The sequence below is a fragment of the Pseudomonas sp. FeS53a genome, from assembly GCF_000931385.1.
GTDB lineage: Bacteria > Pseudomonadota > Gammaproteobacteria > Pseudomonadales > Pseudomonadaceae > Metapseudomonas > Metapseudomonas otitidis.
This window is the reverse complement of record NZ_JYFT01000075.1, coordinates 17,174-38,225: the sequence shown is the minus strand read 5'-3', so window position 1 is coordinate 38,225 and position 21,052 is coordinate 17,174. Positions and strand designations below refer to the sequence as shown.

General features: G+C 66.0%; 21 protein-coding genes. 8 read left to right on the top strand and 13 right to left on the bottom strand.

What is annotated here, in order from left to right; all coding sequences use genetic code 11:
• Position 1: 1 nt before the first annotated feature.
• On the bottom strand, positions 2-967 hold the full coding sequence (locus SZ55_RS22880; RefSeq protein WP_044412187.1) for a hypothetical protein: 966 nt from the start codon (positions 965-967) through the stop codon (positions 2-4).
• Between the two features lie 133 nt (positions 968-1,100).
• On the opposite strand from SZ55_RS22880, the gene SZ55_RS22875 reads away from it, so the two are divergent.
• Positions 1,101-1,289, top strand: a complete 189-nt coding sequence (locus SZ55_RS22875) for a hypothetical protein (protein ID WP_044412184.1) — start codon at positions 1,101-1,103, stop codon at positions 1,287-1,289.
• A 53-nt stretch (positions 1,290-1,342) separates the two neighbouring features.
• On the opposite strand, the gene SZ55_RS22870 is transcribed toward SZ55_RS22875, so the two are convergent.
• Positions 1,343-1,669 carry a helix-turn-helix domain-containing protein gene (locus SZ55_RS22870; RefSeq protein WP_044412182.1) on the bottom strand — a complete coding sequence of 109 codons (327 nt, stop codon included), beginning with the start codon at positions 1,667-1,669 and terminating at the stop codon, positions 1,343-1,345.
• Positions 1,653-1,907: a type II toxin-antitoxin system RelE family toxin gene (locus tag SZ55_RS22865; RefSeq protein ID WP_044412180.1), complete on the bottom strand. Its 255-nt coding sequence runs from the start codon at positions 1,905-1,907 to the stop codon at positions 1,653-1,655. Before SZ55_RS22865 ends, SZ55_RS22870 begins: the two co-directional genes overlap by 17 nt.
• A 278-nt stretch (positions 1,908-2,185) precedes the next feature.
• Here SZ55_RS22865 and feaR point away from each other — a divergent pair, with 278 nt between their 5' ends.
• Positions 2,186-3,136: a transcriptional regulator FeaR gene (feaR, locus tag SZ55_RS22860; RefSeq protein ID WP_044412177.1), complete on the top strand. Its 951-nt coding sequence runs from the start codon at positions 2,186-2,188 to the stop codon at positions 3,134-3,136.
• A 72-nt stretch (positions 3,137-3,208) separates the two neighbouring features.
• Here the strand turns inward: feaR and SZ55_RS22855 are convergent, their stop codons facing one another.
• The 7 genes from SZ55_RS22855 to SZ55_RS22825 all read right to left on the bottom strand — a co-directional run bounded on the left by SZ55_RS22855 (position 3,209) and on the right by SZ55_RS22825 (position 9,968).
• Positions 3,209-4,318 carry a class II histone deacetylase gene (locus SZ55_RS22855; RefSeq protein ID WP_044412174.1) on the bottom strand — a complete coding sequence of 370 codons (1,110 nt, stop codon included), beginning with the start codon at positions 4,316-4,318 and terminating at the stop codon, positions 3,209-3,211.
• Entirely contained in the window at positions 4,315-5,532 is a 1,218-nt protein-coding gene (locus SZ55_RS22850; protein WP_044412172.1) for an MFS transporter, read from the bottom strand. The genes SZ55_RS22855 and SZ55_RS22850 overlap by 4 nt, the downstream gene beginning before the upstream one ends.
• Complete coding sequence (locus SZ55_RS22845) at positions 5,516-6,385, bottom strand: transporter (RefSeq protein ID WP_044412170.1); 870 nt, start codon at positions 6,383-6,385, stop codon at positions 5,516-5,518. Before SZ55_RS22845 ends, SZ55_RS22850 begins: the two co-directional genes overlap by 17 nt.
• An 87-nt stretch (positions 6,386-6,472) precedes the next feature.
• Positions 6,473-7,456: a helix-turn-helix transcriptional regulator gene (locus SZ55_RS22840; protein WP_044412168.1), complete on the bottom strand. Its 984-nt coding sequence runs from the start codon at positions 7,454-7,456 to the stop codon at positions 6,473-6,475.
• Between the two features lie 142 nt (positions 7,457-7,598).
• Positions 7,599-8,363 carry an SDR family oxidoreductase gene (locus SZ55_RS22835; RefSeq protein WP_044412165.1) on the bottom strand — a complete coding sequence of 255 codons (765 nt, stop codon included), beginning with the start codon at positions 8,361-8,363 and terminating at the stop codon, positions 7,599-7,601.
• Positions 8,360-9,154 (bottom strand): SDR family NAD(P)-dependent oxidoreductase, encoded by a 795-nt coding sequence (locus SZ55_RS22830; RefSeq protein WP_044412162.1) that lies wholly within the window; start codon positions 9,152-9,154, stop codon positions 8,360-8,362. The genes SZ55_RS22835 and SZ55_RS22830 overlap by 4 nt, the downstream gene beginning before the upstream one ends.
• A complete protein-coding gene (locus SZ55_RS22825) occupies positions 9,147-9,968 on the bottom strand; it encodes a molybdenum cofactor biosynthesis F family protein (protein ID WP_044412160.1) in 822 nt (273 codons plus the stop codon). The genes SZ55_RS22830 and SZ55_RS22825 overlap by 8 nt, the downstream gene beginning before the upstream one ends.
• Positions 9,969-10,159: 191 nt before the next feature.
• Here SZ55_RS22825 and tssI point away from each other — a divergent pair, with 191 nt between their 5' ends.
• Genes tssI through SZ55_RS28385 form a run of 6 tightly spaced genes read left to right on the top strand, consistent with a single transcriptional unit; the run spans position 10,160 to position 18,376 of the window.
• Entirely contained in the window at positions 10,160-12,310 is a 2,151-nt protein-coding gene (tssI, locus tag SZ55_RS22820) for a type VI secretion system Vgr family protein (RefSeq protein ID WP_044412158.1), read from the top strand.
• Positions 12,307-13,155 carry a DUF4123 domain-containing protein gene (locus SZ55_RS22815; RefSeq protein ID WP_044412155.1) on the top strand — a complete coding sequence of 283 codons (849 nt, stop codon included), beginning with the start codon at positions 12,307-12,309 and terminating at the stop codon, positions 13,153-13,155. The genes tssI and SZ55_RS22815 overlap by 4 nt, the downstream gene beginning before the upstream one ends.
• Positions 13,156-13,166: 11 nt before the next feature.
• Entirely contained in the window at positions 13,167-16,589 is a 3,423-nt protein-coding gene (locus SZ55_RS22810; protein ID WP_044412152.1) for a T6SS effector BTH_I2691 family protein, read from the top strand.
• A 6-nt stretch (positions 16,590-16,595) separates the two neighbouring features.
• Positions 16,596-17,363: a hypothetical protein gene (locus tag SZ55_RS22805; RefSeq protein ID WP_044412149.1), complete on the top strand. Its 768-nt coding sequence runs from the start codon at positions 16,596-16,598 to the stop codon at positions 17,361-17,363.
• A gap of 43 nt (positions 17,364-17,406) precedes the next feature.
• Entirely contained in the window at positions 17,407-18,174 is a 768-nt protein-coding gene (locus SZ55_RS22800; protein ID WP_044412146.1) for a hypothetical protein, read from the top strand.
• Between the two features lie 43 nt (positions 18,175-18,217).
• Entirely contained in the window at positions 18,218-18,376 is a 159-nt protein-coding gene (locus SZ55_RS28385) for a hypothetical protein (RefSeq protein WP_160298854.1), read from the top strand.
• Between the two features lie 23 nt (positions 18,377-18,399).
• Here the strand turns inward: SZ55_RS28385 and SZ55_RS22795 are convergent, their stop codons facing one another.
• The 3 genes from SZ55_RS22795 to SZ55_RS22785 all read right to left on the bottom strand — a co-directional run bounded on the left by SZ55_RS22795 (position 18,400) and on the right by SZ55_RS22785 (position 20,969).
• Complete coding sequence (locus tag SZ55_RS22795; RefSeq protein WP_044412143.1) at positions 18,400-19,071, bottom strand: helix-turn-helix transcriptional regulator; 672 nt, start codon at positions 19,069-19,071, stop codon at positions 18,400-18,402.
• Between the two features lie 74 nt (positions 19,072-19,145).
• On the bottom strand, positions 19,146-19,511 hold the full coding sequence (locus SZ55_RS22790; RefSeq protein ID WP_044412141.1) for a cupin domain-containing protein: 366 nt from the start codon (positions 19,509-19,511) through the stop codon (positions 19,146-19,148).
• A gap of 159 nt (positions 19,512-19,670) precedes the next feature.
• Positions 19,671-20,969 (bottom strand): NAD(P)/FAD-dependent oxidoreductase, encoded by a 1,299-nt coding sequence (locus SZ55_RS22785; protein WP_044412138.1) that lies wholly within the window; start codon positions 20,967-20,969, stop codon positions 19,671-19,673.
• Positions 20,970-21,052 lie beyond the last annotated feature (83 nt).

Genomic DNA, 21,052 nt, shown 5'->3' with positions numbered 1-21,052 from the left:
CTCAGGCCTCCGGCGTGGAGGCCTTCTTCTTCATGCCCGGTATAAGCACCAGCTGGCGCAGGTCCGCCACCTTCAGGTCGATGCTCTTGCCGCTGGGGGACAGCGCCAGCTCGCCCATGGCGAATACGCGGAAGTAGTCCACCTCTTCCCGTAGCAGGCTGTCGAGGTAGCCCCGGAAGCGGTAGGCGTCCATCTGCTCCTTGGCGATGTAGAGGAACACCGGCTTGTTGTCGATGCGGTCGTAGAACTTCAGCTTGAAGCCGCTGCCGTAGCGGTCCACCAGCAAGGCACCGCCCTGCAGCACGCGGTTGGCATTGCCCAGCCGGGCGTAGCGGATGGCCTTGAAGTAAGCGGCGAGGGGCATCTCGCCTTCACCCACCACCCGCAGGCGCATGGCCTTGAAGTCCTCGTCGGACAGCTCCAGCCGTGCCTGCCGGTAGCACTCCACCAGGCGCTCCAGGCTGCTGGTGCGCTGGTTGGCGGAGGCGCGCTGGCGGGGCGTGCCGGCGCCTTCCTGCGGCTTGGCAGGGGCGGGGTTCGGTGCGGGCTTGGTGGCTGCAGCAGGCTCCTGGCCGGCCGCGGGGCGCTCGGCCAGGGGCTCGAACACGTCGATGTAGTCGTGCAGCTTGCGCCGCGCCTGGCGCAGCCGGGCCTCGGCTTCGCTCTCGCCGGGCAGGCGGCCTTCGGCGTCTTCCTCCTCGGTGCGCATCCACTCGCAGTCGGGGGCATGGGGCGAGTGGGGGTTCTCGCGGAAGTGGGCGGCCTTGTAGGTCTCGTTCGGCTGCTTGTCGTAGTTGGCCGCCGTCACCTTGGTGCCCAGCGCGCGGCAGGCGGGGTTGGAGCAGAGGAAGTCGAAGCGGCTGCGCGGCTCCGGCAGGGAGAAGTACGCCCGCCGGGCTTCGGCGATGGACAGCACCTCGTCCAGCTGGACGCAGTAGGCGCGGGTGATGGGGGCTTTGCTGGGCATCCGAGCGGTTCCCTGGCTGGAGGCAAGAGCGGCGATTATGCCGGCCCCGGCGGTGGCGGCAAACGGTTGGCTGGAGTGGGCGCCGGGCGGGTGCTAGGGTCGTGGCGTTCGTGCATTCAACAAGGAGTGAGTCATGGCATCGCACAAGCTCAAGGGCGGCAAGCCCGTCGGCAGCGCCCGCTCGAAGGGCCGGGGAGGGCAGGGCGTACCCGGCAACCGCCAGGGCCGCGCCCCGCGCAAGACCCGCTCGGGAGTGCCGGCACTGTTGATCGCCGGCGGGATCGTGCTGCTGGTGATCGGCCTCGCGGTACTGACCCGCTGAGGCGGTTGACGTGATCCAGAAGAGCCCCGGCCATCGCGCCGGGGCTTTTGCATTCAGAGGTCGAGCAGTGACGGCGCGATACCGAGCGCCCTGGCGATTTTCTCCCGGGTGGCCTTGCGTGGCCTGCTGGCTTGCTCCTGCTGCGCGTAGGCCGGTTGGCTGATCCCGATCCGGGCGGCGATTTCTGCCTGGGAGAGACCCAGGTGACGGCGCCAGGCAGCAATCGGCGTCAGCCCGTCCTTCACCATGTGGCCCACCACCTCGTTGGGCACCCGGTCGGCTTGCGGGTGGCTGGCGATGTACTGGGCATAGGGAATGACAACGAAGGCTGGCTTGCCCTCGGCGTCGTTGATGATCTGCATATCAGTAGGTGTGTTCATCGCGCTTCTTGACCTCTTCGATACTCACGATCTGGATGCCGCCGTCCCAGTCGAACAACACCCGGTAGTGGCCGACGCGCAGCCTGTAGCCGTACGCGTGATGGACGAGCGCCTTGACGTTTTGCACGTCCGGCATGAAAGCCAGTGCCTGGACCGCGTCATAGAGACGCCGCTGGTCGTTGGGGGTGATCTTGCGGAGTTGCTTGACGGCCTTCCGTGTCCACTGGATCTCATTCATCCCGACGCCACTCAATATATAAGCAATATAAGTAACGTAACAGGTGTTTTTGTCAGGCGAGCCGAAGGCGTTGTAGGGGCGTTCCGGCTCTCCATGGCGCGTCTTCCCAACGGCAGGTGCCGTTCACGCTCCCCCGGCTGGGAGCCCCCTGAACGGGCCAACATCGACTGGCACCAAACCTGCACAGGACGTGGCGTTGAGCCGCTGTTGCGCCTTCATCGATAACATGTTAACTATTCGCTGACAACAACAAGACAGCCACCCCAATGGAGGTGCCTATGAACGCCGCTCTCGCCGCCCAAGACGGTCTGGATGGCTGGAAAGCCGCGCTGCAAGCCATCTGCGGGAAGTTCGAAACCCAGATCGCCTTCAACCGCTCGCTGTTCATCGGCGACATCTCGCTGCGTGATCATTCCGGCCTCACGATGGCGCACCTGCGCACCAATGCCGGGCTCATTGCCCGCTCGTCGAACAAGGCCGACCACGACAACGACCAGCACTGCTTCCTGGTGAGCCAGCGCAGCGGGCATTCGCAGATCAGCCAGGACGGCGTGGCCATCCACCTCGCCCCCGGCGAGATGCTGCTGATGGATTCGGTGGGCTCCTGCGAGATCACCCCCTTCGGCCTGATCGAGCATTGCTCGCTGTCCCTGCCGCGCCGCGAGGTGGAGCAGGTGGTGAAGCAGCGCACCTTCGGCAAGATCCCCTCCGGTTGCTCCAGCGGCAAGATGCTGCACCTGCTGATGGACCAGCTCTGCCGCGAGGGCGAGGGGCCGGGCGAGGCGGGTGAGCGCGAGGCCATGCAGAGCGCCTTCATCTCGCTGCTGGCACCGGCCATGGCCCAGTCCGACGAGGAGCTGCCGAGCAGCGAGCCCCTGCACGGCGCCAGCCTGCGCAGCCATGTGCAGAAGCTGATCGACGACTCCCTGTCCCAGCCCAACCTGACGCCGCTGGGGTTGGCCAATCGCCTGAACATTTCCGTGCGCCACCTCTACCGGCTGTTCGAGGAGCAGGGCGACAGCGTCTGCCGCTACATCCAGCGTTCGCGCCTGCAGCGCAGTGCCGCCGACCTGGCCAACCCGACCCTGCGCAGCGAATCCATCACTGCCATCGCCTACAAATGGGGCTTCACCGACTCGGCGCATTTCAGCCGCTCGTTCAAGAAGCACTTCGAGCGCTCGCCGAAGGACTACCGCGCCAGCGCCTTGATGGTGGCCGGCGGTCGCTGAGCCGCCGCCCCCTGAACGCACAGCGCCGGACGGCCACGAGGGCCGCCCGGCGCTTTCGTTTGCAAGCGGTGATCAGGCCAGGCGCGTGGCCAGCGCCTCCACCTGTTGCTCAAGGAACGCTGCGAAGGCCGCGCCCGGCTGCTGCAGGCCGATGAACTCCAGCAACGGGTCCTCCACCGCCGTCCTCACCCCCGCCAGCGTCTCGATGGCCGCCAGCCCGCAGAAGGGCACGTAGGCTTCCGCATACCCCCCTTCGTGGACCAGCACCAGGCGTCCGTCGCAGAGCTGGTCCGCCGCTTCCAGCAGCAGGGCGGTCATCTGCCGGAAGGAGTCGCTGTGCAGCTGCATGCGCGCCAGCGGGTCCACCGCGTTGGCGTCGTAGCCGCAGGCCACCACGATCAGCTGCGGGCGGAAGCGCGTCAGCGCCGGCACCACGATGCGGCGCATGGCGTGCAGGTAGGCGTCGTGCCCGCTGCCGGCCGGCAGCGGGATGTTCAGGTTGAAGCCCAGCCCGTCGCCGATGCCCCGATCCTCCACGCCGCCGTAGCCGGGTGGGAAGCAGTTCTCCTGGTGCAGGGACAGGGTCAGCACATCGTTGCGGGCCTCGTAGATGGACTGGGTGCCGTTGCCGTGGTGCACGTCCCAGTCCACCACCGCCACCCGCTCGATGCCGTGGCGCGCCCGCGCCGCCTCGATGGCGATGGGGATGTTGGCCAGCAGGCAGAAGCCCATGGCCTGGTCCGCCAGGCAGTGGTGGCCCGGCGGGCGGGAGAGGGCGTAGGCGTTGTCCGCCTCGCCCCGCAGCACCCGGTCCACCGCCTCGATGGCCAGCCCCGCCGAGCGCAGGGCGATGCCGTAGCTGCCCGGGCCCACCGGGGCTTCCGGGCCCAGCTCGCCGCCGCCGGCATCGCTCAACTGGCGGAAGCGCTCCAGGTAGTGCGCCGGGTGGATGCGCAGCAGGTCCGCCTCGGTGGCGGGCGCGGCGCTGCCCATCTGCAGGTGCTCGGCAAGCCCGGACACCTCCACCAGGTTCTTCAGCCGGCGCTTGGTCTCGGGGGATTCGGCGAACCCGGCGGCGGCCGGCGGTTGCACCCAGCCACCCACCGGCAGGGTCAGCGCGCGCATGCCGGCGCTGTGCCAGAAGCAGTGTTCATCGGAGAGAAAGGCGGTACGGCGACTCATGAGGTGGCTCCAGTGGGATCGAGAGGGGTGAGCGCGGCGCCGGTGGGGCGACGCGCCAGGTGCAGGGCGAGGAACGACAGCAGCAGGCAGCCGGCGCTGACCGCCAGCATGCCGCTGTAGCCCAGTGGGCTTTCCAGCAGCGGCCCGGCGACGGCGGGGCCCAGGGCCAGGCCGCCGCCGATGACCAGGTTGACGCTGTTCATCAGCCGGCCGCTGCGGTCCAGATCGGCCAGGCAGGCCAGGATCAGCGGCAGGACGAAGGTCCAGGTGTACTTGAACAGCAGCGCCGCCACCGCGAAGCGCAGGGTGCCGGGCAGCCCCAGCAGGAGCAGCACCGACGCCGCCATGGCGGCGTAGCCCAGCACCAGCGGCAGCCCCCGGGGCCAGCGCCCGCCGATCAGGGTGACGGTGGTGGAGCCGGCGATGCCCAGCAGCGAGGCCACTGCCAGCAGGGTGCGGGTGGTGTCCGGGTCGACGCCGGCCCGTTCGGCCAGGGCGCCGATGAAGGTCCACACCCCGCTCAGGCCGATGTAGAAGGCCAGCACCGCAAACAGCCCGCACCAGGCGCGCAGGCGCGAGGGGCTGGCGGCGGCCTGCACGCGGGCCTCCGGCGCCTTCATTCCGGCCGGGAAGGCGCGGGTCAGTGGCAGGCACAGCAGCATCATCCCGGCCAGCCCGAGGTACAGCGCGGCCAGGCCAAAGTGCGCGAACAGCACCGGCAGCAGCCACAACCCCACTGCGCCCAACACCAGCTGGCCGATTAGCCAGAAGCCATAGACCCGGTCACGCTGGTCGCTGGCCACCGCGCTGGCGATGCACAGCACCATCAGCGTGCCGCCGGCCAGGGCGCTGGTGAAGCGCAGGCCCATCAGCAGGGGCAGGTAGGTCTTGTCGGTGATGAAGGCCGAGGCCAGGTTGACGGCGATGAATAGCAGGGCCGCGCCCCGTGCCACCCAGCGCCAGTCCAGGCGCGTCTGCCAGAGGTAGGCGGGCAGGGTGGCCAGGCTCATGGCCGCCAGTTCGATGGAGAACAGCTGGCCGATGGTGGCGGCCCCCAGGCCGAGCTGGTGGGCCAACTGGGTGGCGATGGCGGGCGCGGCCATCAGCACCAGGGGCACTACGGCGGCGAACAGCACGATGGCGCAGAGACGCTCGCGGGGCAGCCCCGCCGATTCCTGTGTGGTCATGGCGGGGCCCTCAGAAGACGTGGACATAGCGCAGCAGCACGTTGCTCTGCTCGAAGGCGTTGGTGGTGGCGACGTTGCGGGTCACCCCCAGCAGCACCTGGTTCTGCCGGTCCAGCCAGTGGCCCAGCTCGAAGCCCACCTGGCTGTAGCGCTGGTGGGTGTCGTCCAGGGGCCGGCCGTTGAGCTCCAGTTCGCCGCCGTCGGCGTGGATCAGGCGCAGGGCGCCGTAGGTGCTGGGGGTGAAGTCGTAGGAGGCGAAGGCCTGCAGGCGGTAGAGCGGCCTCTGCTCCAGGTCCTGGCCGAAGTAGTCGTCGTTCTTGCCGTAGAGCTGGGTCTCCAGGTTGGCTTCGAGCATCCAGCGTTCGCCGATGCCCTGGGTGTAGTTGTAGTTGAGGTGCAGGGCCCAGCGGTTGGCGCCGGGGGAGGCATCGGGGTTGCGCCCGTGGTACTCGCCCAGGGGCACGCTGAGCATGGTCAGCAGGCCGCTGTAGGTGCGGCGCTGCGGGTCGTTGATGAAGAACAGCGTGCCGCCCACCTGGGGATCGCCCAGGCCGCGTTCCGAGCTGCGGCTGGCGCTGCCCGGCGTGCGGATGTCGATGTCGGCGTAGGAAACGATGAACTGCGGCGTGCACAGCGTGCCGCAGAGGTCGGTGAATATCAGTTGGCGCCAGGCGAAGGCGTTCACCGCCAGGTCGGCCTTGCCGCTGGAGCCGGGGCCGTGGAATTCGCTGGCGCGGGTCATGGGCAGGTAGCCGACGCCGAGCACGGTGCCGACCGGGGCGGAGACGAAGTCCCGCGCGTTGAGGTCGGCGGCGTGGGCCGGGGCGGCCAGCGCCAGGGGCGCCAGGGCGAGCAGGAGCGGAGTACGGCGGGCAAGCATGGGGCGGTCCTCGGATTGTGGTGGGCAAAGGGGCTCCGTCCCGCCGGGCGGACCGGCAGGTGGAGCAGACAGGGGGAGGGGCGGGCGTCAGCCCGGGGCGCGGTGCAGCAGCTGGCTGATGCCGGCCTTGCCGTTCACGCCGAGCTTGTCGTAGATGCTGCGGATGTGATGGCGCACGGTGTTGGGCGCCACACCCAGTTCACGGGCGATTTCCTTGTAGGTGCGGCCGCTGCCGAAGCGCTGGGCGATCTCCGCTTCGCGGGCACTGAGGCGGGCCATTGCCGGTGTGCGACGGGCGCTGAGCAGGAACAGGTCGCCGACCTGCTTGGACTGCAGGCACAGGTTGCGCCCGCTGAAACCCTCGGGCCTGACTTCGTCCGGCAGCTGTGGCCCGTTCCACTGCGGCCACTCGCCCAGCAGCAGGTCGACGAAACCGGGCTCGGCGTAGTGCAGCAGGCCGTGCCGGTCGCCCACCGCCAGCGCCGTGGCGGTGGGGCCTTCGAGGCTTTCCCGGTGGGTGACCAGGCTGCGCAGCTGGTTCAGCCCTTCGGCGGCCACCAGGTGCGGCATGCACAGGTCGAAGAGGAAGCGCTCCTGGGCGTTGAACGGCGCAGCCCCCTCGCGGCGGTAGAGCGCCAGGTGCACGCTGAGGCGACTCTGCGGGTCCATGTGCACCCCGCAGAGCAGCTCGCGGAAGCCATGGCGCTGGCCCAGCCAGCGCAGGCCGGGGGAGCTGGCGTCGGACTGGGTGTCGATGATCACCGAATGGCCCGGGTCGGCGTGGGTGCGCTGCACGGTCGGGTCCTGATCGCGGATGGTTTGCCAGTCCGCTAGGTAATGGCTGGGCAGGTTGTAGAGCTGGGTGCTGTGCTCGCAGGGCAGGCCGTCGATCAGGGCGGCACGGCCCCACCAGGCCTTGTCGAAGTCGATCAGCTGGCGCAGGCGCGACAGCACGCCGGCGTGGAAGCGCTGCATGGCGCGTTCCTGGGCCAGGCGGGTGAGGTCCAGCAGCAGGGCGTTGTAGGCGCCGATCTGCCGGGGCGTGATCTGGATATCGGTGAGTGCGGACATGCAAAGCACCTCGCTGCGACTTTGTTGTTCTTGTAGTCATCAGTGGGCGGCCGGTGTCGGGACGACGGGGCAGGGCCATGGCGCCAGTATCCCCAGCGCCGGCAGGCCCCACCATCCTGCAAATGCAGGATGGTGGGGGTGTTCAGACGAACGCGCCGGGGGCTTCCGGCAGGGTGGCGCCGCCGTCCACCACCAGGGTCTGGCCGGTGATGTAGGCGGCCTGCTCGGAGGCCAGGAACAGCATGGCGCCGGCGATGTCGGCCGGCTCCCCCAGGCGCCCCAGCGGCACGCTGCGGGCGATGGCCGCGGCATGGCCGGCGTCCCCCAGGTTGGCCATCGCCGGGGTGCGGATCATCCCCGGCTCCACGCCATTCACCCGCACCCGGTCGCCCGCCAGTTCCAGGGCTGCGTTGCGGATGAAGCCGTTGACCCCGGCCTTTGACGCGGCGTAGTGGGTCAGCCCCGGGTAGGCGACGCGCGGGCCGGTGACCGAGGAGGTCACCAGCAGGCTGCCGCCCCCGGCCCGGCGCAGCAGCGGGAGGGCGCCCTGGGCGAGCCAGAACAGCGCGCCGAGGTTGACCGCCAGGGTGCGCGCCAGCCGGGCTTCGTCGAGCTGCTCCAGGGGCGTGAGGGGGAAGTAGGCGGCGTTGTGCACCACCACGTCCAGGCGTTCCAGCCCGGCCATCAGCGCCTCGATGGCGCGGCGCTCGGCCAGGTCCACCGCGTAGGCGCGGGCTGCCCGGCCCTGGTCCCGCAACCGGGCGGCCACGGCCTCGGCTGGTGCGGCCTGGAGGTCGACGATCAGCACCTCCGCCCCGGCTGCCGAGAAGGCCTCGACGATAGCCAGGCCGATGCCCTGGGCGCCACCGGTGACCAGCACGGTCTTGCCGCTGAAGGCGCCGCTCATGGCGCACCGCCCAGGCGCCCGAAGGCCAGGGTGGGAACGTCCACCACCGTCGCGCCGCCATCGGCCACCAGGGTCGCGCCGGTGATGATCGAGGCCTCGTCGCTGACCAGGAAGCGGCACAGCGCGGCGATCTCTTCCGGCCAGGCCGGCCGGCGCAGCGGCACGTCCGCCGTGACGCGGGCGTAGGCGCTGTCCAGGTCCTCGCCGTAATGGGCCATCAGCGGCTGCATCTCGGCATCGGCCATGGGCGTGCGCACCCAGCCCGGGCATACGCAGTTCACCCGCACGCCTTGGGGGCCGTAGTCCCGTGCAAGCGAGCGGGTCAGGCCCAGCAGGGCGTGCTTGGCGGTGGTGTAGCCGCACACCTCGGGGCCGGCGGCGAGGGAGGCGATGGAGCCGAGCAGGACGATGCTGCCGCGCCGCTCCAGCAGCAGCGGCAGGCAGGCGCGGGCGCTCTGGAAGGCGCTGCCGAGGTTGCTGTGCAGGGCGCCGTTCCAGGCCTCCTCGTCGGTCTGGGTCGCGCTGCCCAGGCCGTGGCCGCCGGCGCAGGCGATCAGCGCATCGAGCCCGCCGAAGCGCGCCTTCACGCGCTCGACGAAGCCTGCCCAGTCCGCACTGCTGGCGGCATCGCCCACCAGCACCAGGCCGCCGGTGGCAGCGGCGACCCGCTCCAGCGGCTCACGGCGGCGCCCCACCAGCACCAGCTGGGCGCCGTCCTCGGCCAGGCGCCGGGCACAGGCCTCGCCGATGCCGGTGCCGGCCCCGGTGATGAGGACGGTGCGCTCACGCATCGCCGTACACCGTGCGGTTGAGCACGTCGCAGTGGGAGCTCACCGGGAAGTTGGAGAGGGCGGCGAAGTCGGCATCGGCATAGCCGAAGATCTTGCCGTCGCTGCGGTGGGCCTTCAGGTCGATCATCACCAGCCCCAGGGTGGGGACGATCTTTTCCCGCCAGACGAACAGGTAGAGCTCATCGGCGATGCGGTAGTAGTGGCAGCGGTCGGTGTCGCACAGGCCCTGCTCGACGCCGGCCAGGCATTGCCAGGTGTAGAACTGCTCGTTGAGGTAGATGTGCTCGTAGACCTCGGTGGGGCTGTAGCGGTAGCGGTTGTGCAGGCCCACCAGCTCGGCGGTCGGTGCGTGGGGGCAGGCGCCCGGCTCCCAGGGGCGGTCCAGGGTGCCGTGGAGGAACTGCACGGACACGTCGGTGAGGTCGCGCCCCTCCAGCGCCCGGCGGTACAGGCCCTGCTCGGTGGCCTCGCGCTGGGGCAACTGGCCGAGCACCGCGGTGAAGGACTGGCTGAGGGTGTCCAGCACCAGGCTCACCGACCAGGCCTGGCCGTTCTCGTGCTTGATGAAGTCCACCAGGTACAGCCCCGGCCGCACCGACGTGGCGCGGTAGGGCGAGCGCCCGCTGGCGCTGCCGTCGGCCAGCGCCCAGTCCAGCTGGCCCTCGGCGAAGACGTGGGCGATGCGCCAGCCGTTCTCGAACACCATCTCGAAGCGGCGGCCATCCAGGTCGGCCAGGTTGGGCAGGATGAACGCCCCCGGGGCAAAGCCCTCGGCCAGCGCGCCTACGGTGATCCAGTCGGTTGATGCGGTCATGGGAAGCTCCTTGTTCAATGGAGCCTCCATGGTCGGCGCTGGCGGGCGGGGCGGGTATCAACCGGATGGTTGAGGGCGGTTGACACCGCCCAGTGGCGCGGCCGTACACGGCTATCGGAAGCGCCTGATGGAATCGCCCTTGCCCAACCCGGCAGGCTCCGTCCTCCCAGTTCCAATGGACGGAGCCCCGCATGTTCAACCCCGCCAACCAGGCGCACTTCAGCCTCGATATCGAAGGCGCCAACCCTGACTTCAAGGTCCTTGCCTTCACCGGCCACGAAGCCCTCAACCAGCCCTTCCGTTTCGACATCGAACTGGTCAGCGAGCGCAGCCGCCTCGACCTCGAAAGCCTCCTGCACAAACCCGCCTTCCTCGCCTTCACCCCCGACGGGCGCGGCGTCCATGGGCAGGTCTTCGGCATCGCCGTCGGCGAGATCGGCAACCGCCTCACCCACTACCACCTCACCCTCGTCCCGCGCCTCGCCTACCTCGCCCTGCGCCACAACCAGCGCATCTTCCAGCACCTGAGCGTCCCGCAGATCATCGGCCAGGTCCTCGAAGACCACGGCATCCTCGCCGACGCCTACCGCTTCCGCCTCGGCCCCAAGGCCCCGCCGCCCCGGGACTACTGCACCCAGTACGACGAAAGCGACCTGCACTTCATCAGCCGCCTCTGCGAAGAAGAGGGCCTGCACTTCCACTTCGAGCACCAACCCGATAGCCACCTGCTGGTCTTCGGCGAAGACGCCAGCGCCTTCCCCAAGCTCGGCCGCCCCGTCGCCTACCTCGCCAACACCGGCCAGGTCGCCGACGAACCCGTCATCAAACGCTTCGGCCTGCGGATGGAAGCCCGCACCCTGCGGGTCACCCGCCGCGACTACTTCTTCGAAAAGCCCAAGCTGCTGATGGAAGCCGCCCACACACCCCAGGACGACCTTCCCCAGCCCGACCTCGAAGACTACGACTACCCCGGCCGCTTCACCGACCGTGATCGTGGCCGCCGCCTCGCCCGCCAGGCCCAGGAACGCCACCGCCGCGACTACCGCCTCGCCGACGGCGACAGCGACGAACCGCGCCTGGTCAGCGGCCACCTGCTCAGCCTCTCCGACCACCCCAAACCGGAATGGAACGACCTCTGGCTGATCACCGCCCTCCACCACGAAGGCAAGCAGCCCCAGGTGCTGGAAGAGTTCGCCTCCATCGACGGCATGGTGAAAAGCGCCAAAGGCGCCTTGAGCAACTTGGCCAGCAACGCCGCCAGCAAAGCCCTCGGCGTCTCACTGCCCACCGCCAGCGAACCCGCCTCGCCAGACAGCGACTTCATACAGGGCTACCGCAACCGCTTCCAGGCCATCCCCTGGGACGTGCCTGCCCGGCCCGACCTCAACCACCCCAAACCGCGCATCCTCGGCAGCCAGACCGCCGTCGTCACCGGCCCACAGGGCGAAGAAATCCACTGCGACCGCCATGGCCGCATCAAGGTCCAGTTCCACTGGGACCGCGAAGGCCAGGCCGACGAACACACCAGCTGCTGGCTCCGTGTCGCCAGCAGCTGGGCCGGCAACGCCTACGGCGCCATCGCCATCCCACGGATCGGCATGGAAGTGCTGGTCACCTTCCTCGAAGGCGACCCCGACCAACCGTTGGTCACCGGCTGCCTCTACCACGGCGTCCACCAGCCGCCCTACGAACTCCCTGCCCACAAGACCCGCACCCTGCTCAAGACCGACAGCAGCCCCGGCGGCGGGGGCTACAACGAATTGCGCATCGAAGACCGCAAGGGCCAGGAACAGATCTACATCCACGCCCAGCGCGACTGGGACGAAAACATCGAACACGACCAGAAGATCCGCGTCGGCCACCAGCGCCACGACCGCGTCGAAGGCAGCGTCTACAGCGAATTCCTCGGCGAGCAGCACCACACCCTGCACAAGGACCGCAAGACGGAACTGAAGCTGGATGACCACCTCACCGTGGGCAACGAGCAGCACATCCAACTGGGCAGCGGGCAGTTCGTCGAAGCAGGGCAGGAGATCCACCTGTCATCCGGCCTCAAGGTCGTAATGGACGCCGGCAGCGAAGTGACCTTCCAGGCCGGCGGCAGCTTCGTGAAGCTCGACGGCGGCGGCGTCACCCTCAGCGGACCCAGCATCAAGATCAACTCTGGCGGCGGGCCAGGCAGCGGCAGCGGTGCCGCGCCCATCCTGCCGGGCGCGGTGAAGCCGGCCGACAAGGACAAGGCCGGCGGCGTGCTGATCGCCGCCCAACGGCAGGCGTTGCTGCGGGCCACGCCCCGCTGCGAGATCTGTGAGCGCGCCCGGCAGCAGGAGGCCAAGGCATGACGATCGACTACCTGTTGATCGACGGAGTGCTCAAACAGGATGCCCTCCAATGGCTTTACCAGAGCGAAGGGCATTTCGAACTCTACCCGCTCTACACCACCACTCCCTGGGATGAGCTGAAGGCACTGGGCCCCATCCTGGTGAAGCTGGAGCGCTCGTCCTACCTGCTGCCAGCGTTTCAGGACAGCCTGGAGCTGCAAGGACAAGCCAGTTGGGTTCGCAGCCGTGCGTCGTTGAAAGTGGTTGCACACCACCTGGCGCAGTTCATCACCCTCACCGACAACTTCGGCAGTAACAGCCTGTTTCGTTTCGCTGACCCCCTGGTGACCTGGCACTGGCTCGACAGCTACACACCATCCGCCCTGAGGACGGTGTTGGGGCCAGTGGAGGCCTGGCAGGTCGCTGTACTGCCTCCCAACTGGGAACCAGCACGCGCGCGCGAGTGGCGCATCTACCGCCACGACGCTGAGGGTATTTCGCTTCCGAGTCGCCTCAATCACCTGGGTGACATTCAGTTGCAGGCGCTCGAAGACGCCCATCGTTGGCGCTTCAAGGAGCGCATTTACCACTGGCTGGCAACCACCTACCCCGAACGCCTGGACGCAACCCCGCCGGAGGGATGGGGAGACTGGATGGATCAGCGTCTCGCAGCAGCGAGTGAGTGGGGGCTGTTCACAGAGCGAAGCCTCGCCATCTGGATCGAGCGCTGCCTCCATTGGGGAGATGACTTTGCCAGGCACCCCGATAGCCCTTATCACGACTGGCTTGCCCGTACGCCCCACGCAGCAGGCTTGCCCCCGGAACTGCGCATCCAGGCCCTGGATGACGACTGCATGGACAGCTGAAGGATCTCCACATGACAGCCACCGCCCAGAACAAACAACTTCAGCGTGCCCAGCGCAATCAGGCATTCGAGCAGAAGCCGGCCAACGCCAGTGGACAGTGCCCGCTCAAGGCCCAGGAGTTCGCCATATTCCCGGTGCGTTATGCCATCGACGAGTCACCGCCCAAAGGCAGCAAACAAGGCCCCAACCCGCTGCCTGCCACCTGGCCCACCCGGCATCTGCCTGCCTTGAAGACGCGCAGCTATACCCTTCGACAACTCCGTGACGGCTGGCTCTATGTCTGGAACGAAACCGACAAGACCCTGCACGAGTACCAGGTCAGGGGGCACCAGTTCACCCGCCACAAATGGACCTCAGCCCAGCTCAACCATGACAAGCGCCATAACCCGGGTGAAACCCGCCCTTACCTGCTCTACCCAAAACGCAGTCACCTGCTGATTGCCTACTCACCGGTTCAGTGGACGTGGCGCCTGTGCGAGCGCATGCGCAGCAATCCACGCGAGCAACAGCGCTGGATGCGCAGCCTGGACCTCTCCCAGTACTGCACCACCTTGAAAGCCAGCCACGCTGCAGCGCTCCGCGAACTGGGTCGCACCGTCGCCGACATTTCCACTGACGGCAAGAGCCCTTCCTTCCAGACCTGCCTGGTCACCGCACAGCCGGTACAGGACCCCGAGCGCGCCTGCAAGCTGGGGCTGCATGAAGCCCTGGTTCTCGGGCAGGTGCCGGATCAGGACAGCGGCCTGTTCGTTGCCCTGGATGATCCCCTGGGCGTGGTCGATGACCTTGCACTCAACCTCCAGGGCTGCTGGCAGGAGCTGCTCACCCATGAGCACGACCACGCCAACAGCACCCAGACGGCCACCCTGGTGCAGGAACTGTGCGGCGTATCGCTCGATCCCTTCATGCCGAAGGAGGTTGCCAAGAACCCCCAAAGACGAGCGGCCTACATCAAGGATGCACACGCCTTGCTCGACAGGTCCGCGGACTGTCTGCATGACGCAGGGTCAGACGCCACCCTGGGCTACAAGGCGATTGCACTCGAAAAGGAATCGAAAAGCTTTCGCAAGACCTGGGGCAGCCTCCCCAGCGGCAAGGGTTGGCAGCAGGCTGTTGAACACTGGCACCAGAAGCGTCTGTGGCGCAATGACGTTCGTTATGAGGAGGCCAGCCTCTTTCTGGACGAAAAGAGCCAGCAAGCCGAGCGGCTGGATACTCATCGTCAACGCAGCGAGCAGGACCTGCAGGCCTGGCTGGAGCGCTTGAGCCCCCGCGCTGAAGAGGTCTTCTACGACCCCTGTCACCCCGAGCAGGCCACCGAACTGCTGGAGACCATGGCCACCCTCTACTCACAGCTGGGTGCCAGCAAGACCGGGAGTACCTGGCTCTGCAAGCAATACGGGCGTCCCACCAGCCTGGCCGGGCTGGCCCTCTTCAATTTCAGCCCGGAGTTGTCGTCCATGGTGGACACGATTTCGGAGAACTTCATTCGATACGGCACCCTCGACGCTCTCGGGCGCCAGGACGATGGCAGTGGCAAGGCCCATGGCGGCATTGCCGACACCACCAGCGAAGTCAGCCGCCTCAACGAGGTCAAGGCCGTACTCGACCTGCCCAGCGTCAAAAGCAGCCAGCTCTACCGGGCGCTTTCCGAGCCCGTCCGCGCGGCTTTCGACACGCTGCGAGACGTGGTGGAGCAAAAGGCCAGCCAGAGCTGGAATACCATCGCCTTTACCCTGCTGCCCGCTCTGAGCGAACGTTTCGCCCCCAACCTGCGCATCTTTGCATTCAGCGTCACCCAGGTACTGGTCTCCCAGGAGATCTCCACCCAGACCCAGCTCATCAAGGACCCGGGCTACAAGAAAAAGCATCGATCATGGCAAATGAAGATGCAGGCCCTGCTGAAGAAGATTGCCGGTCAACAGCAGGTCATCGCGCGTCCAGGCAAAGGTGTGGACAAGCACGCAGCACAGGTTCAGCTCGCCCAGCTACACGCACAGCGGCAAGAACTCGAACTGCGCCGCCCACATGAAGTCACCGGTGCCATCCAGACCACCACCCGCCTGGCCCAGGTGAATGCAACAGAAATCACCTACCTGCTGGCCACCCTGGGCCAGAGCGAGCTGCTCGATCAGCTACAGCTCAAGGCTCGCAATGCAGCCGCCTATGCCGCACGCGCTCAAAAGTGGTTCAACCGCGAGCTGGGGGGCAGCTTGCCGGTCCTGGTCGCCGGGCTGAACGTGTGGAACACCCTCAACAGCCTGGAAAACGCCAAGCGCGACGGCATCCTCACCGCCGCCGAGCTGCGCACCGTCAGTGCCAACGCGGCCTATACCGCCAACGCCTTGATGGCCCTCTGGACCGTGCCGGCCTGGAACAAGTGGGCGAAGTTGCAGGGGCATATACAGGGACGCACGATGCAACTTGCCAGGGCAGGTTTCACTTCTTGGAAGTCCATTAGTCCGGGCTACGCTACGCTGGCCCGTCGCTTGATCCTGCGCACCATGGGCATGGCCGTTTTCGGTGCTATTGCGGCGGGGGTGGAGGCGTGGCAGGTGTCTCAGGATATCGGCAGTGCAACAAGCCAGGAGGAGGTGGTTCTCCTGAATACGAAGCTGGTTGTTCTGGGGGGCATGGCTGTGATGTCTGGCGTTCAACTTATCGGCAGTGGCTTGGGCTTCTGGTTCGGCTTCGCTTGGGTCATGTCCACCCCTGTCACCCTGATTGTGGCTGTGTTGGGGGTTCTTTATCTGCTGGTCAGCCTGGCCGCCAACCATTTCAAGCGTGAGGGCTTGCGCCGCTGGCTCTACCTCTGCAGTTGGGGCAAGGCACCCAGGTGGGACCACAGTGACGATCAGCACAAGCACGAACTGAACGCCCTGAGCGAAATCTGCCTGCGCCCCAGTGTCGTCGCCCGGGCCACCGCCTTGCCCTACTACGACCGGGGCCCCCGCACCTACACGGGCTTCTGGGTGCAGGTATTGGTACCCGCCGAACTGGCCGGCCACGAGTTGACTTTGCAACCGGCCATGGTGGCTAAAGACCGCCTCCGGCAAGGCACAGGGCCGGACGTCTACCAGCGCTTCCAGGCAGGCCACTGGGCACCCGTCTCGGCCTACGGCAACCCGCCGAGCGAGCCGCCCCGAGGTGCTGTAACAACGGACACCCGTTACCAGGCTGGAGACACCCACCGCCTCTGGCAGGTCTGGGTCAGCCACCCCGGCAAACCCGAGCTGGAGCTGGAGGTGATCTACCCGCAGCAGTTTCTGGCCAACCTACGAGGCCAGGGTTACCTGTTCCGCCTGGCCATCGATGTTGAGGCCGATGAGGCTGAACTCAAGAGCGACCCCTTCGACTTCACCCCGGTGAAAGGCATGGCCTTGTCCCGTCAGTGCACCTACTGGTTGCCCCTGATCGTTCCCTACGGGAGTTGAGGATCAATGAATGACCTTGCCGTAATCCGCAGCCTGCTTCGTTGGAACCACCCGGTCGAACTCCCCGAGAACCACCAATGGGCCCACCCGGATGAGCCGGTGTTGCTGGAGTGGAGAATCAATGCGAGACCCTACAATACGAGGGTTGCAAACTTGATGTTTCTCATGGTTTTGATTTTGGCAATATTGGTTTTTTTTGTTTTTTTCAAGCCGGCAAGTAGGACTTCAATTAATGAAATCCTGGGGTGGGGTGGTGCCGGTTTTGTTCCGTGTATGCTTGCTGTTTATGGAACAACCCATCAAAAAACAAAATTCATCTATCGCTTTACTCGGCTGGGTGTTGAGTGTTGCAAGTGGAAAGAACTATCCAAAGGCTGGCTACTGTTCTTGAAGTACGTGACGATTTTTACCTGCGCCGTGGTGCCGTTCTTCATCTTGATCGATCCGGTGGTGTTCCTGATTGCCTTGGCAGGCCCGGGGGGCATGGGGTTGTTGTACCTGGCCATGGCCAACTCCAAGGAATTTCAGGAGATGCACAGGGATATTCAGAACTATGACCATCCATGGGAAGAGTTCATTAGCCTGACGGCCGACCCAGGTATTGCTGTGATTACCCTTGAAACCCGAGAACTCAACATGGAGAACACCGTAATCAGCTGGCCTTTCTACATCTTCTCCAAGCGCAAGCACTTCAACGACCACCTGAAACTTATCCAGAGCCTGGTGCCGCACCTGACCTGCGAAACAAAACGGATCTCGGTGTTGCAGTTCTAGTGCGCTTGCCGATGGTCTGTCTTTACAGGGACCTTGAACTTCAATGAACGATCTTGCCGTAATCCGCAGCCTGCTTCGTTGGAGCCGCCCGGTCGAACTCCCCGAGAACCACCAATGGGCCCACCCGGATGAGCCGGTGTTGCTGGAGTGGAGAATCAATGCAAGGCCGTACAACACTCGCGTGGCTAATATGATGTTTTTCGGATTGGCAGTATTCGCTTTTTTGCTTGCTTTTTTTATTTATTGGGGGGATTTGGATAAAACAAATCTTGAAAAGATTTTATGGGTGTTTGCTAGTTGTTCATTTAATTGGTTTGTTATTTCGTTGGTTACACATCAAAAAACAAAATTCATCTATCGCTTTACTCGGCTGGGTGTTGAGTGTTGCAAGTGGAAGGAACTGTCCAAGGGCTGGCTGCTGTTCTTGAAGTACGTGACGATTTTTACCTGCGCCGTGGTGCCATTCTTCATCTTGATCGATCCGGTGGTGTTCCTGATTGCCTTGGCAGGCCCGGGGGGCATGGGGTTGTTGTACCTGGCCATGGCCAACTCCAAGGAGTTTCAGGAAATGCACAGGGATATTCAGAACTATGACCATCCATGGGAAGAGTTCATTAGCCTGACGGCCGACCCAGGTATTGCTGTGATTACCCTTGAAACCCGAGAACTCAACATGGAGAACACCGTAATCAGCTGGCCTTTCTACATCTTCTCCAAGCGCAAGCACTTCAACGACCACCTGAAACTTATCCAGAGCCTGGTTCCGCACCTGACCTGCGAAACAAAACGGATCTCGGTGTTGCAGTTCTAGTGCGCTTGCCGATGGTCTTTCCTTACAGGGGCGTTGAATTTCAATGAACGATCTTGCCGTAATCCGCAGCCTGCTGCGCTGGAACCGCTCGGTCGAATTACCAGAAAATCACCGCATCGAAATCGACTGCCGCCAACAGGAAGCCAGAGGCATCCACGCCACACCCAAGGGTGATGACTTCGACGACATCCACCGCCCCTGAGCCCATCGCCCGGGGCTGGATGCTCAATCCCCCTGCAAGAACAACATCCCCACCAGCTCCGTCCGGTTACGCGCGCCCACTTTGCGGAACAGGTTGAGCAGGTGCGTCTTGACCGTGGGCAGGCCGAGGTCGAGGTGGCGGGCGAGGGCCTTGTTGCCGAGGCCGTCGCGCAGGAGCAGGGCGATCTCCCGTTCGCGGGGGGTGAGTTCGGGCAGGGTGGGTGGGAGGGGGGCGAGGTGTTCGGCGCCGGCCTGCATCAGGCCGTGGAGGGCGCCGAGGCTGGCCAGTTCGGTGGGCTCGAAGGCGGGGAGGCCTTCATGGCGCAGCAGGGAGAGGCCGGCGATGGGGCGGTTGCCGGCGCGGGCGATCACTTCCACCACGTCGATCACCCGGTGCTGGCGCAGGAAGCCGAGGTACTGGCGGTTGTCCGCGTCGCTGCGGTGGGCCTGGCCGGTGCGCAGCGGCACCACGGGCAGGCCGATGGCCTGGCAGGTCTGCGGCTGCAGCGGGTCGAGGTGGCGGTAGTGGTTGAGGTAGTCGGTGTGCATGCCCGGCTGCATGTGCAGCAGGTGGAAGTCGTGGGCCTGCAACTGGTCGTCGATGCGGTAGAAGGCGGCGACGGACGCGGGGACGAAGTGGGTGAAGGTGTTCAGGCAGTGCCGGGCGAAGCCGGCGGGGTCGCGGGGGGCGGTCATGGCGTGTTCCTCGCGCTGGGAGGCCGCTCGCGGGCGAGGGCCGCAGGCCTGCCCCGTGGGGCAGGCCGGGTGGTTCAGGCCACGGCGTAGTAGTGCTTGACGAAGCCGTCGCCGGGCACTTCCCAGAGCACCGGGGTGCCCTTGGCGACGAACCAGCTGTCGCCGGCCTTGAAGCGGGTGGTCTGGCCGGTGGATTCGTCGGTGAGGATCACCTCGCCGCTGACCACGGTGGCCTGCTCGTTGAAGGGGTAGGTCATGCGGAACTTGCCGGCGGTGGTGCCGAAGTAGGCGGCGCTGACTGGGTCGGTGGGGGCGCCAGCGGTCATCTTGCCGAAGGCCTTGACCTCGCCTTCGAGGATTTCCGAACCCAGGTCGGCCACGGTGCCCCAGGCATCCAGTTCAGCCAGGGTGATTCCGTTCTTGATGGGGGTGAGGGACATGGCAGTTGCTCCTGCGAGTGATGAAAAAGTGTGTTTGCTTGATGGATTCCCGCTTCGCGGGAATTACGGTGTTCTCAACGCTTCCGGCGCGAGCGAGCTGGAGCGGTACAAGGCCGATCCCAACGCCGTACCGCCGACGCGCAGCCGAGTCGATCTCTGTTAGCGGCGGCCGGTCCAGAAGCCGGACACCTGGTGCCAGGACTTGCCGGCGGTGAGCAGCAGCGGGCGCAGCTGGTCCTTGCCGACGATGTTGATGCGCCGCACCGAGCTGATCAGGTCGTAGCGCGCCGAGCCTTCGCTCATGCCCTCGGCCAGCACCTTGCAGATGATGTGGCTGGGGGTGACGCCGAAGCCGGAGTAGCCCTGCACGAAGAAGGCGTTGGGCCGGCCGGGCAGGGTGCCGATCTGCGGGAACAGGTTGGCGCTGCAGGCCATGGGGCCGCCCCAGGCGAGGTCGATCTTCACGTCCTTGAGGTAGGGGAAGATCTTCAGCATCAGGTTGCGGTTCCAGGCCTTCAGGTCGCGCGGGATGTGCTCGACGAAGGGGGTGGCCGCGCCGAACAGCAGGCGGTTCTCGTTGGTCACGCGGTAGTAGTCGATGACCGGGCGGATGTCGCTGTACGCCCCGCGGATCGGGCTGATGCGCTGGATGAGCTCGTCGGACAGCGGCTCGGTCATCATTTGGAAGGCGTAGGTGTTGATGGTGGTGCGATGCAGCTCGGGCTCCAGCTTGTTGAGGAAGCTGTCGCAGGCCCACAGCAGCTTGCTGGCCTTCACCGAGCCCTGGCCGGTGCGCACGGTGATGCGCTCGCCGTAGGTCACCTCCAGCGCCGGGCTGTATTCGAAGATTTTCACGCCGTGGCTGGCCAGGGCCTTGGCCTCGCCCAGCAGCAGGTTGAGCGAATGCACGTGGCCGCCGCCCATGTGCAGCAGGGCGCTGCTGTAGGCATCGGAGCCGATGATCTGCTTCACCTCCGAGCCGCCGAGGAAGCGGATCTCGTGGGGCGAGCCGAGGGATTTGAACTCCTTCTCCCAGGCCCGCAGGGTCTTTTCCTGGCGGGCGTTGAAGCCCATGTAGCCGTAGCCGTGGCAGAAGTCGGCGTCGATGCCGTACTTGGCGATTCGGCCCTTGATGATGTCGGCGCCCATGTCGCTGATCTCGAAGATCTGCCGCAGGCCGTCCTCGCCCACGTCGTGGCGGATCTTCTCCAGGTCGTGGCCGATGCCGGCCATGATCTGCCCGCCGTTGCGGCCGGTCCCGCCGAAGCCCAGGTAGCGGGCCTCCAGCACCACGATGTTGGTGATGCCCTTTTCCGCCAGCTCCAGGGCGGTGTTGATGCCGGAGAAACCTCCGCCGATTACGACGACGTCCGCTTCCAGGTCCTGCTGGAGGGTGGGGAAGCTGAGGTCGTACTTCTTGGTGGCCGTGTAGTAGGTGGGTGTCTCGATGTTGATCATGACTGCAGCCTGGACAGTGGGGGGACGGCTGGCGCCGAAGCGCACCTCTAAAAACTACCTGCGTTGTCATCGCGGCGTTAAAA

Coding starts and splice junctions, on each gene's coding strand:
- SZ55_RS22880 (WP_044412187.1), bottom strand. CDS start 967: ATGCCCAGCAAAGCCCCCATCACCCGCGCCTACTGCGTCCAGCTGGAC.
- SZ55_RS22875 (WP_044412184.1), top strand. CDS start 1,101: ATGGCATCGCACAAGCTCAAGGGCGGCAAGCCCGTCGGCAGCGCCCGC.
- SZ55_RS22870 (WP_044412182.1), bottom strand. CDS start 1,669: ATGAACACACCTACTGATATGCAGATCATCAACGACGCCGAGGGCAAG.
- SZ55_RS22865 (WP_044412180.1), bottom strand. CDS start 1,907: ATGAATGAGATCCAGTGGACACGGAAGGCCGTCAAGCAACTCCGCAAG.
- feaR (WP_044412177.1), top strand. CDS start 2,186: ATGAACGCCGCTCTCGCCGCCCAAGACGGTCTGGATGGCTGGAAAGCC.
- SZ55_RS22855 (WP_044412174.1), bottom strand. CDS start 4,318: ATGAGTCGCCGTACCGCCTTTCTCTCCGATGAACACTGCTTCTGGCAC.
- SZ55_RS22850 (WP_044412172.1), bottom strand. CDS start 5,532: ATGTCCACGTCTTCTGAGGGCCCCGCCATGACCACACAGGAATCGGCG.
- SZ55_RS22845 (WP_044412170.1), bottom strand. CDS start 6,385: ATGCTTGCCCGCCGTACTCCGCTCCTGCTCGCCCTGGCGCCCCTGGCG.
- SZ55_RS22840 (WP_044412168.1), bottom strand. CDS start 7,456: ATGTCCGCACTCACCGATATCCAGATCACGCCCCGGCAGATCGGCGCC.
- SZ55_RS22835 (WP_044412165.1), bottom strand. CDS start 8,363: ATGAGCGGCGCCTTCAGCGGCAAGACCGTGCTGGTCACCGGTGGCGCC.
- SZ55_RS22830 (WP_044412162.1), bottom strand. CDS start 9,154: ATGCGTGAGCGCACCGTCCTCATCACCGGGGCCGGCACCGGCATCGGC.
- SZ55_RS22825 (WP_044412160.1), bottom strand. CDS start 9,968: ATGACCGCATCAACCGACTGGATCACCGTAGGCGCGCTGGCCGAGGGC.
- tssI (WP_044412158.1), top strand. CDS start 10,160: ATGTTCAACCCCGCCAACCAGGCGCACTTCAGCCTCGATATCGAAGGC.
- SZ55_RS22815 (WP_044412155.1), top strand. CDS start 12,307: ATGACGATCGACTACCTGTTGATCGACGGAGTGCTCAAACAGGATGCC.
- SZ55_RS22810 (WP_044412152.1), top strand. CDS start 13,167: ATGACAGCCACCGCCCAGAACAAACAACTTCAGCGTGCCCAGCGCAAT.
- SZ55_RS22805 (WP_044412149.1), top strand. CDS start 16,596: ATGAATGACCTTGCCGTAATCCGCAGCCTGCTTCGTTGGAACCACCCG.
- SZ55_RS22800 (WP_044412146.1), top strand. CDS start 17,407: ATGAACGATCTTGCCGTAATCCGCAGCCTGCTTCGTTGGAGCCGCCCG.
- SZ55_RS28385 (WP_160298854.1), top strand. CDS start 18,218: ATGAACGATCTTGCCGTAATCCGCAGCCTGCTGCGCTGGAACCGCTCG.
- SZ55_RS22795 (WP_044412143.1), bottom strand. CDS start 19,071: ATGACCGCCCCCCGCGACCCCGCCGGCTTCGCCCGGCACTGCCTGAAC.
- SZ55_RS22790 (WP_044412141.1), bottom strand. CDS start 19,511: ATGTCCCTCACCCCCATCAAGAACGGAATCACCCTGGCTGAACTGGAT.
- SZ55_RS22785 (WP_044412138.1), bottom strand. CDS start 20,969: ATGATCAACATCGAGACACCCACCTACTACACGGCCACCAAGAAGTAC.